The sequence below is a fragment of the Kribbella soli genome (assembly GCF_004331345.1).
Lineage (GTDB): Bacteria > Actinomycetota > Actinomycetes > Propionibacteriales > Kribbellaceae > Kribbella > Kribbella soli.
In genome coordinates this window covers 344917-358897 of record NZ_SJJZ01000006.1, presented here as the reverse complement: position 1 = coordinate 358897, position 13981 = coordinate 344917, and the positions used below count along the sequence as shown (strand labels likewise).

15 protein-coding genes are annotated in these 13981 nt (G+C 68.7%); 9 read left to right on the top strand and 6 right to left on the bottom strand.

All coding sequences use genetic code 11. From position 1 onward, the window contains the following. Nucleotides 1-66 precede the first annotated feature (66 nt). The 3 genes from E0H45_RS40790 to E0H45_RS40780 are packed head-to-tail and all read left to right on the top strand — an operon-like array spanning nt 67 to nt 3056. A complete protein-coding gene (locus tag E0H45_RS40790; protein WP_131347904.1) occupies nt 67-1521 on the top strand; it encodes a flavin-containing monooxygenase in 1455 nt (484 codons plus the stop codon). 54 nt (nt 1522-1575) lie between these two features. Next, on the top strand, nt 1576-2880 hold the full coding sequence (locus E0H45_RS40785) for a hypothetical protein (protein WP_131347902.1): 1305 nt from the start codon (nt 1576-1578) through the stop codon (nt 2878-2880). Next, entirely contained in the window at nt 2877-3056 is a 180-nt protein-coding gene (locus tag E0H45_RS40780) for a hypothetical protein (RefSeq protein WP_131347900.1), read from the top strand. The genes E0H45_RS40785 and E0H45_RS40780 overlap by 4 nt, the downstream gene beginning before the upstream one ends. Before the next feature lie 54 nt (nt 3057-3110). Here E0H45_RS40780 and E0H45_RS40775 read toward each other — a convergent pair whose 3' ends face one another. After that, complete coding sequence (locus tag E0H45_RS40775) at nt 3111-3332, bottom strand: hypothetical protein (RefSeq protein WP_131347898.1); 222 nt, start codon at nt 3330-3332, stop codon at nt 3111-3113. 248 nt (nt 3333-3580) lie between these two features. Between E0H45_RS40775 and E0H45_RS40770 the strand changes: the two genes are divergently transcribed. Next, nucleotides 3581-4462 carry a phosphotransferase enzyme family protein gene (locus tag E0H45_RS40770; protein ID WP_165546782.1) on the top strand — a complete coding sequence of 294 codons (882 nt, stop codon included), beginning with the start codon at nt 3581-3583 and terminating at the stop codon, nt 4460-4462. 29 nt (nt 4463-4491) lie between these two features. Here E0H45_RS40770 and E0H45_RS40765 read toward each other — a convergent pair whose 3' ends face one another. Further along, the gene (locus tag E0H45_RS40765) at nt 4492-5241 is read right to left on the bottom strand and encodes a MerR family transcriptional regulator (RefSeq protein WP_238155682.1); all 750 of its coding nucleotides are present in this window, start codon (nt 5239-5241) and stop codon (nt 4492-4494) included. Nucleotides 5242-5346: 105 nt separating this feature from the next. On the opposite strand from E0H45_RS40765, the gene E0H45_RS40760 reads away from it, so the two are divergent. Together E0H45_RS40760 and E0H45_RS40755 are read left to right on the top strand one after the other, a co-directional pair. Then, nucleotides 5347-7179 (top strand): hypothetical protein, encoded by a 1833-nt coding sequence (locus tag E0H45_RS40760; protein WP_131347892.1) that lies wholly within the window; start codon nt 5347-5349, stop codon nt 7177-7179. Next, nucleotides 7176-8108 (top strand): alpha/beta fold hydrolase, encoded by a 933-nt coding sequence (locus E0H45_RS40755; RefSeq protein WP_238155681.1) that lies wholly within the window; start codon nt 7176-7178, stop codon nt 8106-8108. The genes E0H45_RS40760 and E0H45_RS40755 overlap by 4 nt, the downstream gene beginning before the upstream one ends. A 1-nt stretch (nt 8109) precedes the next feature. Here the strand turns inward: E0H45_RS40755 and E0H45_RS40750 are convergent, their stop codons facing one another. Further along, nucleotides 8110-8523: a CHRD domain-containing protein gene (locus E0H45_RS40750; RefSeq protein WP_131347890.1), complete on the bottom strand. Its 414-nt coding sequence runs from the start codon at nt 8521-8523 to the stop codon at nt 8110-8112. Between the two features lie 131 nt (nt 8524-8654). Between E0H45_RS40750 and E0H45_RS40745 the strand changes: the two genes are divergently transcribed. After that, nucleotides 8655-9800, top strand: coding sequence for a CaiB/BaiF CoA transferase family protein (locus tag E0H45_RS40745; RefSeq protein ID WP_238155680.1), 1146 nt, complete (start codon nt 8655-8657; stop codon nt 9798-9800). Between the two features lie 60 nt (nt 9801-9860). Here E0H45_RS40745 and E0H45_RS40740 read toward each other — a convergent pair whose 3' ends face one another. The 3 genes from E0H45_RS40740 to E0H45_RS40730 are packed head-to-tail and all read right to left on the bottom strand — an operon-like array spanning nt 9861 to nt 12219. Next, nucleotides 9861-10934 carry a LacI family DNA-binding transcriptional regulator gene (locus tag E0H45_RS40740; RefSeq protein WP_131347886.1) on the bottom strand — a complete coding sequence of 358 codons (1074 nt, stop codon included), beginning with the start codon at nt 10932-10934 and terminating at the stop codon, nt 9861-9863. A gap of 18 nt (nt 10935-10952) precedes the next feature. Next, entirely contained in the window at nt 10953-11270 is a 318-nt protein-coding gene (locus tag E0H45_RS40735; RefSeq protein WP_131347884.1) for a hypothetical protein, read from the bottom strand. A 4-nt stretch (nt 11271-11274) separates the two neighbouring features. Then, nucleotides 11275-12219: a DUF6772 family protein gene (locus E0H45_RS40730; protein WP_131293460.1), complete on the bottom strand. Its 945-nt coding sequence runs from the start codon at nt 12217-12219 to the stop codon at nt 11275-11277. Nucleotides 12220-12408: 189 nt separating this feature from the next. Between E0H45_RS40730 and E0H45_RS40725 the strand changes: the two genes are divergently transcribed. Together E0H45_RS40725 and nikB are read left to right on the top strand one after the other, a co-directional pair. Further along, complete coding sequence (locus tag E0H45_RS40725) at nt 12409-13053, top strand: helix-turn-helix domain-containing protein (RefSeq protein ID WP_131347882.1); 645 nt, start codon at nt 12409-12411, stop codon at nt 13051-13053. After that, on the top strand, nt 13053-13979 hold the full coding sequence (gene nikB / locus E0H45_RS40720; RefSeq protein ID WP_131347880.1) for a nickel ABC transporter permease: 927 nt from the start codon (nt 13053-13055) through the stop codon (nt 13977-13979). The genes E0H45_RS40725 and nikB overlap by 1 nt, the downstream gene beginning before the upstream one ends. Nucleotides 13980-13981 lie beyond the last annotated feature (2 nt).

Sequence of the window (13981 nt, the reverse complement as noted above, 5' to 3'; positions counted from 1 at the left end):
TAACTTACTACGAGTAAGTTCCGGACAAGTAACCTCCGACGACGAACGAACGGGCTGGAGAACCTCATGGGCGAGCGGCATCGGATCGTGGTGATCGGCACCGGGTTCGCGGGGATCGGGATGGCGGTCCGGCTGAAGCAGGCCGGGTACGACGATTTCGTCGTACTGGAGCGCGCTGAGGACGTCGGCGGCACCTGGCGGGACAACACGTACCCGGGCTGCCGGTGTGACGTCCCGTCGCACCTGTACTCGTTCTCGTTCGCGCCGAACCCCGACTGGTCGTCGACGTTCTCGCCGCAGCCCGAGATCGAGGACTACCTGCGCAAGGTCACCGAGTCGTACGGCGTCCGCCCGCACATCCGCTTCGGCAACACGGTCGAGTCGGCGCGCTGGGTGGACGGCAGCTGGCAGATCGCCACGAACCAGCAGACGTTCACCGCGGACATCGTGCTGTCCGGTATGGGCCCGCTCGCGGAACCGTCGTACCCGAAGCTGCCCGGGATCGAGGACTTCGAGGGGGAGGTCTTCCACTCCGCGCGCTGGAACCACGACCTGAACCTCAGCGGTCGCAAGGTCGCCGTGATCGGGACCGGCGCGTCGGCGATCCAGTTCGTGCCGGCGATCCAGCCCGAGGTCGAGGAACTGCACCTGTTCCAGCGGACGCCGCCGTGGGTGATGCCGCGGCCCGACCGCAAGATCACCGCGGCGGAGAAGGCGATCTACCGGCGCTTCCCGCTGGTACAGAAGGCCGTCCGGGCCGGGATCTACTGGGGTCGCGAGTCGATGGTGCTCGGGTTCGCCAAGCTGCCCGCGATCATGAAGCAGGCGCAGAAGGTCGCCGAGAAGCACCTCGCGCACCAGGTCCGCGACCCGCTGCTGCGGGCCAAGCTGACGCCGGACTTCACCCTCGGTTGCAAGCGCGTGCTGATCTCCGACGACTACTACCCGGCGCTCGCGCGGCCGAACGTCGAGGTGGTCACCGACGGGATCGCCGAGGTGACGCCGACCGGGATCGTCACCACCGAGGGCGTGAAGCACGAGGTTGACACGATCGTCTACGGCACCGGCTTCAAGGTCACCGACCTGCCGGTGATGGACATGGTGCACGGCCGCGACGGTGTCTCGCTGCGCGAGGCCTGGGCCGACGGCATGCAGGCCCATCTCGGTACGGCGATCGCCGGCTTCCCGAACTTCTTCATGCTGATCGGCCCGAACACCGGCCTCGGGCACAGCTCGATGGTGTTCATGATCGAGTCCCAGATCGCGTACATCCTCGACGCGCTGAAGACCATGGACGCCCAGGGCCTGCGTGAGGTCGAGGTACGGCGGGACGTGCAGCGCGCGTTCGTCGACGGGGTCCGCTCGTCGATGCGGAACACGATCTGGACCCGCGGCGGCTGCACCAGCTGGTACCTGGACTCGGAGGGGCGCAACACGACCATCTGGCCGTCGTTCACGTTCCGGTTCCGGCAGCTGACCCGGCGCTTCGATCCCTCCGAATATCAGACCCTCGCTATGTGACATCGGTCGTGTTACATTCGATCGGTCGGATAGTCCGGTTGATCGGAGTACGCGGTGCTGCCACTGCATGGGATCGGCGGTCGAGGGGACCTGCCGGTGCCGCTGTGGCTGGCGATCTACTCCGCCGGTGCCGCGGTCGCGGTGTCGTTCTTCGCGCTCGCCGCGTTCTGGTCGCGCCCTCGTTTCGAGCGGACGATTGGCCGCCCGCTCGAGGTCCTGACCCGGATCGTCGACCACCCGGCGACCCGCGTCGTACTGAGGCTGGCTGGGCTAGCAGCGCTAGCACTCCTGCTCGGGGCCGCGTGGTTCGGCAACCCCGAGCCGTCCCTGAATCCGGGGCCGACCTGGCTGTACGTATGGATCTGGGTCGGCATCATCCCGCTCTCGCTGCTCTGCGGACCGATCTGGCGGCTCGCAAACCCGTTGCGGACGATCGCGGGCCTGGTACGGCGTACGTCGTACCGGCGGCTCCCGGACGGGATCGCGTACTGGCCCGCGGTGGCCGGTCTGGCCGGCTTCCTCTGGCTCGAACTGGTGTACCCCGAAGGCTCCGAGCCGCGCGTGGTCGCGATCTTCGCCACGACGTACGCCGTCGTGAATGTTGCCGCGGGCATCGTGTACGGCCCGTCCTGGTTCGCGATCGGGGACAGCTTCGAGGTGTACGCCGAGACGCTCGGCCGATTGAGCCCGATCGGCCGCGGCGCTCGAGGCCGGCTCGAACTGCGCAACCCGCTCGCCGGACTGGCGACGATGCCGCAGCAACCGGGGATCGTCGGACTGCTGTGTTTGCTGCTCGGTTCAACGGCCTTCGACGGAATCTCCTGCTGGTCGGCCTGGATGCGGCTGACCGGTGAGCTGAGCCGACCGCAGCACCTCGTCGTCTACACCCTTGGGCTGATCGCCGCGATCGCGATCGTCACCGCCCTGTTCTTGTTGGCCGCGCGAACGACCGCCGCGGCGCAGATTCGGCCGGGGGCGGTCGGGGCCGCCGGGCTACCGGGTGCGTTCGTGCATTCGCTGGTGCCGATAGCGATCGGGTACGCCGTCGCGCACTACTTCTCGTTCGCGATGTTCCAGGGTCAGGACGGCTGGCTGCTTGCGACCGACCCGTTCGGGCGCGGCTGGGACCTGCTCGGGACGAGCGGTACGCGGATCGACTACGCGTTCCTCGGGACCGGCCTGATCGCGGGGGTCCAGATCGGTGCGATCGTGCTCGGACACGTACTTGGGGTCGTGTCCGCGCACGATCGCGCTGCCGACCTGTTCCGGCGCCGGCAGTTACGCAGGGCGCAGTACCCGATGCTGGCCGCGATGGTCGCGTTCACAGCCGGCGGGATCGCCCTGGTGACGGCCTCATGATCGGCCTGCACATGGGTGGGATCCCCGAGACTGCGATGGTCCTCGGCCCGATCCTGCTGATCATCGCGTTCGTCCGCATCGCCCGCCGCAACGAAGCGAACCTCCCGGACGACGAGGACGACTGGAACTCCGACCTAGGTGATCTTCCCGAGCGGTGCGACCTCACCAAGAAATAAGAGAGGCCCGGCAAACCCCCTGCGGTTCGCCGGGCCTCTGGGTTCCCCGTGGGTTCAGGCGGCCAGGGCCGGTTCGTAGTACCCGCTGACGCGGGACGGGGCGGTGATGCGGGCCAGTTCGGCGAGCTGGGCGCAACCGGCGGCGAGGGCGGACTCGAGGGTCGGCCACGCGTCGACGCACCAGTACGGGTCGTCGGGCTGCCGATCGTTGTCGTCGTCGATGTCGGCACACCAGCCGCCGGAGCGGACGTGGTGGACATGCAGTCGGAGTTTCATCGGAGTCAACCTAGGAAAACGGTGCCGTCAGAACGGCAGTGGGCGCCCGGACGGGGTCCGGAGGTCGAGGGTCTGAGTCTGGCGGCGTGTCGTGGTGGTGCGGGGCCGCCGACGGATCTGGATCTGGCGCATCCTCTTCCTCCTGCCCGATGTGTTCTGGTAGCTATACGCTCCCGCATGAGGACCGGTTCACACATGCGGAGGATTACCTATCTGTCCCCGGACCTTCCCTCAGGGAAGATGCCGGGGTGGACAGTCTGCTAAGGCATTGGGGGCTTCAGGGGTACGCCGTACGCCCGCTCACCGAAGGCACGAACAACACCGGCTACTACGTCGGTGACGAGTTCGTACTGCGCATCCATCGGAACGCGATCGCCCCGACGTACGAGCACGCGGTACTGCGGTCCTTGAGTGGACTGTCCTTCGCCGTACCGGTTCCTGTGCCGGTTGACGGAGAAACCACAGTGCGCGGAGAGCTCCACGGCGAGACGGTTCTCGCGAGTCTGAGTCGCCGCATCCCCGGTGAGCATCCGGTGCGCGGCGATTCCGGACGCGTGGAGGCGTGCGGACGTGCGCTGGCCGAGCTGGACCATGCACTGGGCCGGCTGGATCAAGCGGAGTTGCCGCCGCCGCGGGTGTGGGACGGCGACCTGACCAACGTCCACCCGCGCGTGCCGAGCATCGATCGGGTCATCGATGGCGTAGCCGCGGAGGACCGGGACGACGTCGCCCGGATCCTCACCGGCATCGGCCCGCGGCCAGACCTGCCGCGGCAGATCATCCACGGCGACTTCGCGATGACGAACGTACTGATGGCCGGTGACCGCGTCGCCGCGATCCTGGACTTCGAGACCGCCGGCCCCGGCTACCGGGCGATGGATCTCGCGGTCGGCCGGTTCTTCTTCGGTGAGGTCGGCCACCCGAGCGAGGCGTTCCAGCGTGGGTACCTCGACGCGTTCCCGCTGACCGATGCCGAGCTGTCCGCGATCCGCGAGCTCGAACTGATGCGCGAGGCAACGAGTCTCGTGCACTGGTACGGGCGGTACGTCGATGGGCAGATCACGGCCGAGAACCTCGCCGACCGAGTGGAACGCCTGCGGAGGGTAGAAGACTGGGCGAGTGAGCGCTGACATGCTGACCGCGCCCTGCAGGAGCGCGTCTAGCCCGCGGAGGGGAGGTCTTTCGGGTTGAGTCCGAGCTCCTCGTACGCGACGACCTCGATCTCGCGGGCCATCGCCTCCCGGAAGGCAGCGACCAGCGCCTGCCCGGCCAGCGGAATGATGCCCTCCAGCGTCCGCTGGATCTCGGGCCAGCCCTCCGTCGGCATGCCCGCGTTGGTGAAGTCGCGCCAGACCGTGCTGCGGAACAGCTCGACGTACGTCTTGGCGACCGCGTCCGCCTGCGCGAACAGCTTCGGCAGCATCTCGAAGATCGCCTGCATCGGGACGCCGAGCTTGATCACCTCGAGGCCGGTCCGCAGCAGGTCCGAGTTCGCGATCCGGAGCCGGCCGTCGTCCAGCCGCTCGGCGATCCCGAGCTCGACCAGCCGCTCGATGACCGCGGGATCATGCGGTACGCCGGCCCGCTCCGCCAGCTGGAATTCGTCGAGCACCTCGGGCTCGGCCGGGGTCCACGGGTTCACCAGGGTCTCGAAGACACCGAGCGCCATCGCGCCATCGGGCAGTTCGCCCAGCATCCGCTCGACCGCGGCCAGCGTGTAGCCCTTGGCGAGCAGCTCGCGAACGAGCGTCAGCCGGGCCACGTGGTCCTGGCCGTAGTACCCGGTCCGGCCGGCCAGCCGCGGCGGCGGGATCAGGCCGCGCCCGGCGTACGCGCGTACGTTTCGCACCGTCATGCCCACCTTGGCGGCGAGCTGGTCGACGGTGAGCTCCTCGTCCTGTGCGTCCACCCTTGACAGTCTTCCAGACTCCACGTTACATAGTAGATGTAACATCAGCCATGGCGCATGCCTCCTGTCGCGCCTGAACCACGCAGCCGGATGAAGGAGCACCCGATGGCGATCCCGCTGGCGACCACCGGTACGGCGACGTTCGACCAGATCGCGATCGTCACCGGCGTGGTCGGGCTGCTGTACGTCGCACTCGCCGTGCTGCTGTGGCGCGAACGCACCGGCCGCGTCACGCTGGTAGGGAGGTTCGCGGACACCATCGGGAGACTGGACGGAGTCCCCCGATGGGCCGCGCTCACGCCGTACCTGCACGCCGTCTCGCTGCTCGCCTGCGCGTTCGGGGTCTGGTGGGACATCGCGGTGCACATCGACAAGGGCCGCGACACCGGTCCGTTCGGGACGCCGGCGCACTACCCGATCTTCTTCGGGATCCTCGGCGTGATCGTCTCCGGCGTACTGCCGATCGCACTCGCACGGAAGCCACTGCCGGCCCGGACGATCAAGCTGACCAAGGGCTGGCGGATCCCGTGCAGCGCCGCGCTGATCACGGTCTGCGGCACGTTCGCGCTCGTCGGTTTCCCGCTCGACGACGTCTGGCACCGGCTGTTCGGCGAGGACGTCACGCTCTGGGGACCGACCCACCTGCTGATGATCGGCGGCGTGGTCTTCTCGATCTTCGCCCGGTTGCTGGCGATCGCCGAGGTTGAGCAGCTGATGGGGCCGAACAAGCGGCGGCTCTTCCAGGAGCTCGTGTCGGTCGGCGCGCTGCTGATCGCATGGGACCTGTTCAGCACCGAGTTCAACTACGGCGTACCGCAGTTCCCGCTGATCCTGCAGCCGCTGCTGATCGTGTTCGGCGCCGCGATGGCGTTCACCATCCTGCGAGCCCGCCGCGGTCCCGGGACGACGTTCGCGGCGCTGGCCGTGTACCTGCTGATCCGCGGCGGGATCGCGTGGGCGGTGGCCGAGCCGCTCGGCGAGATCGTCGGGCATTTCCCGTTGCTGATCGTCGAGGCAGTGTTGGTCGAGCTCGTGGCGCTTGCTCTCGGCAACAAGAGCCGCTTCCGACTGGGACTCGTCTCCGGTGTGCTGATCGGGACGGCCGGCGTGGTCGCGGAGTACGCCTGGAGCCACGTCTGGATGCCGATCCCGTGGCCGTCGTCGATGCTGCCGGCCGCGATCGGGTATGGCGTGATCGTCGGAGCCGGCGCCGGCCTGGTCGGGGCCTGGCTCGCGACCCGGTACGCCGAGGTGGCCGGTGAGGAGCGCGCGATCGGGATCAAGTACATCCGGGCGGTCGCGGTCCGGCGTACCCATCAACTGGGTGCGGTCGGACTGGTCGCGGTCGTCGCGACGGTGTTCTTCTGCGTGCCGCGGACCGCGGATGCGGGCGTGTCGGGGGTCGTGTCGTTGGAGCGGGTGGCCACGGGGGCCGAGCCGACGGCGTACGTCACGATCACGATGTCGCCGCCTGACGCGGCCGCCCATGTCGACAGGGCGCGGTGGTTCGAGGCGCTCGCCTGGCAGGGCGGCGGGCTGGTGTTCCACCCGATGAAGAAGGTTGCCGACGGCACGTACCGGTCGGCCGACCCGCTGCCGATGTACGGGAAGTGGAAGTCGATGATCCGGCTGCACCAGGCGCCGCGGGACCTGGTGGCGAGCTGGGTGTACGCGCCGGAGGACCTGGCGATCGGCAAGCCCGCGATCCAGGTGTCGAACGGGCAGACGGTGGAGTTCGTGAACGAGCAGCAGACGTTGCGGCGCGAGGAACGGACCGACGTGCCACGATGGATGTGGAACGCCGGCTATGCGTTGCTCGCCGTGGTCGGGCTGCTCGAGGTGATCGGGATCGCCTGGCTGGTCGGGCGCGGTGCCCGCGGCGGGCGGATGCGGGCGGCCCACCTGGCCGCCGGCGAACGGGAACGGGAGACTGCGTGACGATCCAGTTGGAGCGGTCCGGGGTGACGGCCGCAGATGGAGTACGGCTGAACGTCGAGGTGGCCGGGCCGGCCGACGCGCCGGTGACGGTGCTGCTGGTGCACGGGTGGACATGTTCGACGCGCTCCTGGCACAACCAGGTGGAGGGACTGCCGCAGATCCTCGGGCAGGACGCGGTGCGGGTCGTCACGTATGACCACCGCGGACACGGCCGGTCGGACGCCGCGCCGGCCGGTTCGACGCGGCTCGATCAGCTGGCGGACGACCTGGTCACGGTCCTCGACGAGGTCGTCGGCGACGGGCCGGTCGTGTACGCCGGCCACTCGATGGGCGGCATGACCTTGATGGCGGCCGCCGAGCAATACCCCGAGCTGTTCGGTTCCCGCATCCGCGCAGCCGCCCTGGTCAGCACAACCTCCGGCCACCTCACCGAGGGAGCACTCGGGATCCCCGAGCGGTTCGATCCCGCGGCCGCCCGGATCGCTCCGCGGATCCTGAACCGAGTCGGCCTGAGAGCCGACCGCCACGCCGAAGCCGCAGGACGGGCGCGTCGTGCCGCGCGGCTTGCTGCGAACCTGCAGCGGCCGGCTTTGCGGCAGGTGGTGTTCGGTAAGAAGCCGGACCCGGCTGAGGTCGACCTGTTCATGGCGGATCTGGCTGTGGTGCCTGGGCCGTCGTACGGCGGGTTCTTCGAGACGATGCTGGAGCACGACCGGGGGCACACGTTGAAGGTGCTCGACCAGCTGCCGGTGGAGATCATGCACGGCACCCGCGACCGGCTCCTCCCGCCGCGGCACGCGAACCGGATCGCCGCCCAGCTCCCGACCGCCCGCCTCTGGATCTACCCCGGCGCCGGCCACATGCTCATGCAGGAGCGGCCCAGGGACGTCACCCATCGGCTCGCGTCCCTGGCCCGCAAGGTGAGCTGAGCTACTTCAGCTGGCCGCGGATGGCACCTGCCGGGAACGTCGCGTTGTGGATGTTGACGTAGTACGCCTTCGGGTCGGCGGTGATGCCGGCGGCGAGGTCGGCGCTGATCGTGGTGCAACCCGCGGAGGGGGAGCTGGTGATCGCCAGCGGAATGAGCACCGGCCCGGCAACGTGCCGCGGGGCGAGGTGGACATGCGCGGCGGTCGCGGGCTCGATGCCCTGCCAGGTCAGCCGCCAGCAGAACGTGGTGCCGTCGATCGAGTAGGTGAAGAACCCGTGACCGTCCGGATCCGCGGCGGCCGCCTCCTGGTCGCCGTTCAACGGGATGGCTGGTTCGGCGCTCGCGGCAGGCAGGCCGAGTGCGGTGGCCGCAAGGGCGGTGGCCACGGCGGCGATGCTGGTGCGTACGGACATGATCCCTCCAGGTCTGGTGTGCAGGGGGCTCCCCTGTCGGGGACACGTGCGGACGGCAGGATCGGTTCAACGCACCTCGGATGAGAACCGCATCACGGCCACCCGCGCCGTCCTCGCCTACTCTCGATCTCGTGCAGAACCTTCTCTCCGATGTCGTGGTCGTGGATCTGACCCGTGCGCTGGCCGGGCCGCATGCGGCGATGATGCTGGGGGATCTCGGGGCGCGGGTGATCAAGGTCGAGACGCCGAACGGCGGCGACGACAGCCGTGGCTGGGGTCCGCCGTTCGTGGACGGCGAGTCGACGTACTACCTGTCCGCGAACCGGAACAAGGAGTCGGTGACCGCCGACCTGAAGTCGGACGAGGGCAAGGAGTTCCTGACCAAGCTGGTCCGGAAGGCCGACGTCCTGCTGGAGAACTTCCGGCCCGGCGTGCTCGACCGGCTCGGTTTCTCCACCGAAGGGCTGCACGAGCTCAACCCCGGCCTGGTGATCCTGTCGATCACCGGGTTCGGGCACGACGGCCCCGAGGGCGGCCGCGCCGGGTACGACCAGATCGCCCAGGGTGAGGGCGGCCTGATGAGCATCACCGGCGAGACCGAGCCGACGAAGGTCGGCGCCCCGATCGCGGACCTGCTGGCCGGGATGTACGGCGCGTACGGCGCCCTGGCCGCGCTCCACGAGCGATCGATCACCGGCAAGGGGCGAGTCGTCCGCACCAGCCTGCTCGCCTCGGTCGTCGGCGTGCACGCGTTCCACGGCACGAAATGGACGGTCGCACACGAGCTCCCCGAACGCGTCGGCAACCATCACGCGCAGATCGCGCCGTACGGGCTCTATCGCACCCAGGACGACATCGTGCAGGTCGCGATCGGCAGCGAAGGCCTCTGGCGACTGTTCGCGCCGATCGTCGGTCTGGATCCGTTGGACGAACGGTTCGCGGCCAACTCGGCCAGGGTGGCGCATCGGGACGAGCTGACCGCGTCGATCGAGGCCGCGTTCGCCGGTGCGCCGGCCGATGTGTGGCTGGAACGTCTTGCGGAGAAGGGGATTCCGGCCGGTAAGGTCCGCGACTTCCAGCAGGTGTACGACTGGGAGCAGACCCGCTCACAAGGCCTGCTGATCGACGTCGAGCACCCGACCCTCGGCACCATCCAGCTCCCCGGCCCGCCGTTGCGCTTCGACGACAACCAGTACGCCGGCGCACGCGAGACCAACCTCCCGCCGCCGCGGCTCGGCGAGCACAACGAGTCGGTCAGAGCCTGGCTGGACGAGTAGGACGACCGCCACGCCATCACAATTGGCGAGTGGCCCGACGCTGCAGGCGGGGCGCCACTCTCAGCGGTCGATTGTGATGGCCTGGCGGTGCGGGGCCGACGCCCGGATCACCAGCTCCGGGCGGATCAGTGTCTTGCGGGGGCGTTCGCCGGACGAGCGGAGGCGTTGCAGCAGCAGGTCGACCGCGGTGGTGCCGACCTCCGCCGCGGGCAGGCGGACCGTGGTCAGCGGCGTCTGCAGGTACGCCGCGTACGGGTGGTCGCCGTACCCGGTGATCGCGACGTCGCTCGGGACGGCGAGGTCGCGCTCGGCGAGGACCCGGAGCAGGCCGAGGGCGAAGTAGTCGTTCCCGGTGACCACGCCGTCGGGGTGGCCGTCGGTCAGCAGGGTCTGGGCGAAGCGGTACGCCTCCTCTGGCTGCCATGGCAGCGCGAGCGAGTCGTACCGCTTCGTCGGCACCGCTCGGACCTGGTCGTCCGACACCTTCAGCCCGGCATCGGCCATGGCCCGGCGGAAGCCGGTGATCCGGTCTGCCGTGGTGGTGATCGGCAGGTCTTCTTCGAGCAGGAGCAGGCGGCGCGCACCGCCCGCGATCAGGTGGCTGGTGGCCTCGTACGACCCGCGTTCGTAGTCGACCCCGACCATGTCGCAGTCGAGCTCGGGCACGTCACGGTTGACGAACACCAGCGGGATCCCGCTGTCGCGGACACGGCGCCAGTGGTCCCACTCGGCTTGCACCGGCACGACCACGGCGCCGTCCACCGCGGAGCGCAGCAACGCCTCGGTGGCGCGCTGCTCGTTCTCCACGCTCTCGTCGGTGACGAGCAGCAGCAACGAGTACCCCTGGGCGCGGACCCGGAGCTCGATGCTGCTGATCAGCTGCGCGTAGAACGGGTTCGAGGGGTTGGTGATGACGAGGCCCAGTGTCATCGCGGAGCCGAGCACCAGCGACCGCGCCAGCGTGTTCGGGACGTACCCGATCCGCGCGGCCTCGGCCTGGACGGCGGCCCGCGTGCTCGCGCTGACGCTGTCCTTGTCGCCGAGCGCGCGCGACACGGTGTTCACCGACAGGCCGAGCGCCGTCGCGATGTCCCGCAACGTCGGCCGCGGTCGTGGGCCCTGGGCCTCCGTCATACGACCTCCCCCTTGAGGCTAAGCCTTCACGGCCAGGTGGATGCGTACCTGGACCGAGCCCTCGACCTTAGCGCGCAACCGCAGCCAGTGGCCGAACCCGGCAGCCGGCCAGCTCACCAGCTTGCCCGGTTCGACGACATGTTCTTGATCGTCGAGGTCGCACCAGGTGATGCCGTCGGGGGAGACCTGGGTGACGTACGTCGCCGTACCGTCGCCGCCGATGTGCTGCACGAACCAGCGCGCCTCACCGGCCCAGGCGACCTCGTAGGGCTCGGTCGCGAAGCGGGTGTCGAACGTCGTGTCGCGTTCCAGCACCGCCGTCATGGACTGTCGCATGGGCCTACCAATCAACCGAGATGAGGACGGAGTCGAGGAAGAGGAAGTTGCGCACCGAGCTGTGGGTGCGGACCGAGAAGTAGAAGTTCAGCAGGTTCTCGAGCGTCTCGTAGCGTTCCTCGTACGGCGGAACCGGGACGTCGCGCATGTCCATCACCCGGTCGTTGACCTGCAGCTCCACGTTGCGCCGTTTGTCGGTGTCGATCAGCCAGCGCAGGTAGTGCCAGTTCACCTTGGTCGGGACCTCGTTGTAGCAGAGCTCCTGTGGCTCGCCGAACGCCTGCCAGTCCTCCGGGTTCGGCGCGGTGAAGTCGGCGGCGTACTCCAGCTTCACCTTGCCCTCGAAGTGCTCGCGCGGCGTCGGCTCGGGGACGGTCGGCGCCATCCACCGCCGGGTGAAGTGGTTGTCCAGATCGGTGTTCTGGTAGCGGGCGACCGTGTGGTACCGCAGCCCGCCGTCACCGCACAGGTCGGTGGCGACCGTGAACGCGCCGAACTGCGCCTCGGACGGGTGCGTGTTGCCGTCCCACTGGACGTCGCCGAAGTTGTCCAGCTCGGCGCCGCCGCCAAGGGTGGCCTCGGACTTGAAGGCGAAGTACGTCTCGAGCTGCACGAGGCCGCGGCCGCTCATCGTGAGCCGGCGGATCGCGACCGCCGTGTGGCCCTTGTGCGGGCGGGTCGCGAGCTTGAGCGCGTACGTGCCGCTGAGCGCTCCGTGCGTACCGATGTCGAAGAAGTTGCAGGCCGACAGCTGCGGCGGCCGGAAGTCGCGCATGTGGTCGTCGACCGTGCTGAGGTCGCCGCGGCCGTTGTAGTTGCCGAGCAGCTCGGTCCAGCCGTGCGTCCCGCTGTCGAACTCGTCGAAGGCCAGGATGCGCGGCAACGGCGAGAACTTGGACAGCCGGGGATCGGCGGACAGTAGCGCGGCGCGTACGTCGGATGTCGTCACGCAGAGCCTCCCAGGGCGGGGTTAGGTGGATGTTGTGTGAAGTTAACGTTCACGGGAACTGGCCGTCAACGGGCCGTTTCACCCTCAGCAACGATGGTCTATTGACACGTAAATCACACGCTTCTACGGTGCATTAACGCTACCGTTAACGTTCACGGCAGCTTCCCCCTTCATCCGCCGGGAGGCACCATGCAGTCGCTGAGTCGTGCCCTGACCGTCCTGGCCGAGCTCAACCGCGAGGACCGCGCGTACGGCGTGACCGAACTGGCCGTCACCGTCGGCCTGCACAAGAGCACCGTGCACCGCATCCTCGCCACGTTCTGCGCCCACGGCCTGGCCGACCGCGTCGACGACCACCGCTACACGGCTCTGGACGGTCTGGCCGCACTTCGGCGTACGGCGCAACGCCGCGCCGGTCCCGAACACACCCTGACCGCCCTCGGCGACCGCCTCGGCCGCCTGGTCGTTCTCGCAAAACCGTTGCCCAAGACAACCGGAACCGTCCTGCAGGTCGCGGCCGTAGCGGGTGGTTCCTCGGTGCAACCAGGTCACGCGGTCTCGCTGCGGCAGAGCGCGCTCGGACGTGCGTACCTCTCCGCCCTTCCAACAAACGAAGTGACCGGTACGCCGGATCTTCTCGACACGTTGCAGCGCATCCGGGTGTCCGGGTTCGCGCACAACGCGCGGCCGGTGGCGTCGTTGCCGCGGATGGTTGCCGTGCCGGTGCGGGCGAGTGACGGGACCTGCGCCGGTGCGCTCGGCGCGGAGCTGATCCAGCAAGGGTCGGTCGATGAGGTCCGGCGCGTGGTCTCCGTACTGCGGAGCGGCGTCTGATGGGGGCGTACGTCGTCCGGCGGTTGTTCTTCTCGCTCTTCGTGCTGTGGGGTGCGGTCACGATCATCTTCGTCGTACTGCGGCTCGTACCCGGCGACCCGGCGTACATCATGCTCGGGCCCGATGCGGACCAGGCGCAGGTGGCCGCGTTGCGGGCGCAACTCGGACTCGACCAGTCGCTGATCCAGCAGTACGCGACGTACCTGGCGAACGTCGTGCACCTGGACTTCGGCGAGTCCTTCCGGCTCAACGCGGACTCGATGAGCCTTGTGCTGCAACGGGTTCCGGCCACGATCCAGCTCGCGACGACCGCGTTGCTGCTGTCGTTGCTGATCGGTCTGCCGCTCGGTGTGATCGCCGCGTTGCGGGCGCACAGCTGGGTGGACCGGGCGATCTCGGTGTTCTCGCTGATGGGCCAGTCGACACCATCGTTCTGGCTGGGAATCGTGCTGATCCTGGTGTTCGCCCGTGGACTGAAGGTGCTGCCGAGTGCCGGCTCCGGATCGTGGGCGCATCTGGTGCTGCCGACGATCACGCTGGCCTTGCCCTTCCTGGCGATCCTGGTGCGACTGACGCGCAGCGGGCTGCTCGAGGTCGTGCACGAGGGTTACGTGCAGACCGCGCGGGCGAAGGGTCTCGGCGAGGGGATCGTCGTGCTCGTGCACGCGATGCGGAACGCGCTGATCCCGATTGTGACCGTCGTCGGCCTGCAGTTCGGCGCGTTGCTCGGCGGCACGGTGATCGTCGAGACGGTGTTCGCCTGGCCGGGTGTCGGGCGGTTGCTGATCGACTCGATCGGGCGCCGCGATTACGGCGTCGTCCAGGCCTCGATCTTGCTGGTGGCAACGATCTTCGTGCTGATCAATCTGCTCGTCGACCTCCTGTACGGCTTCTTGGACCCGCGGGTCCGTCTGGCTGGTGACTGACC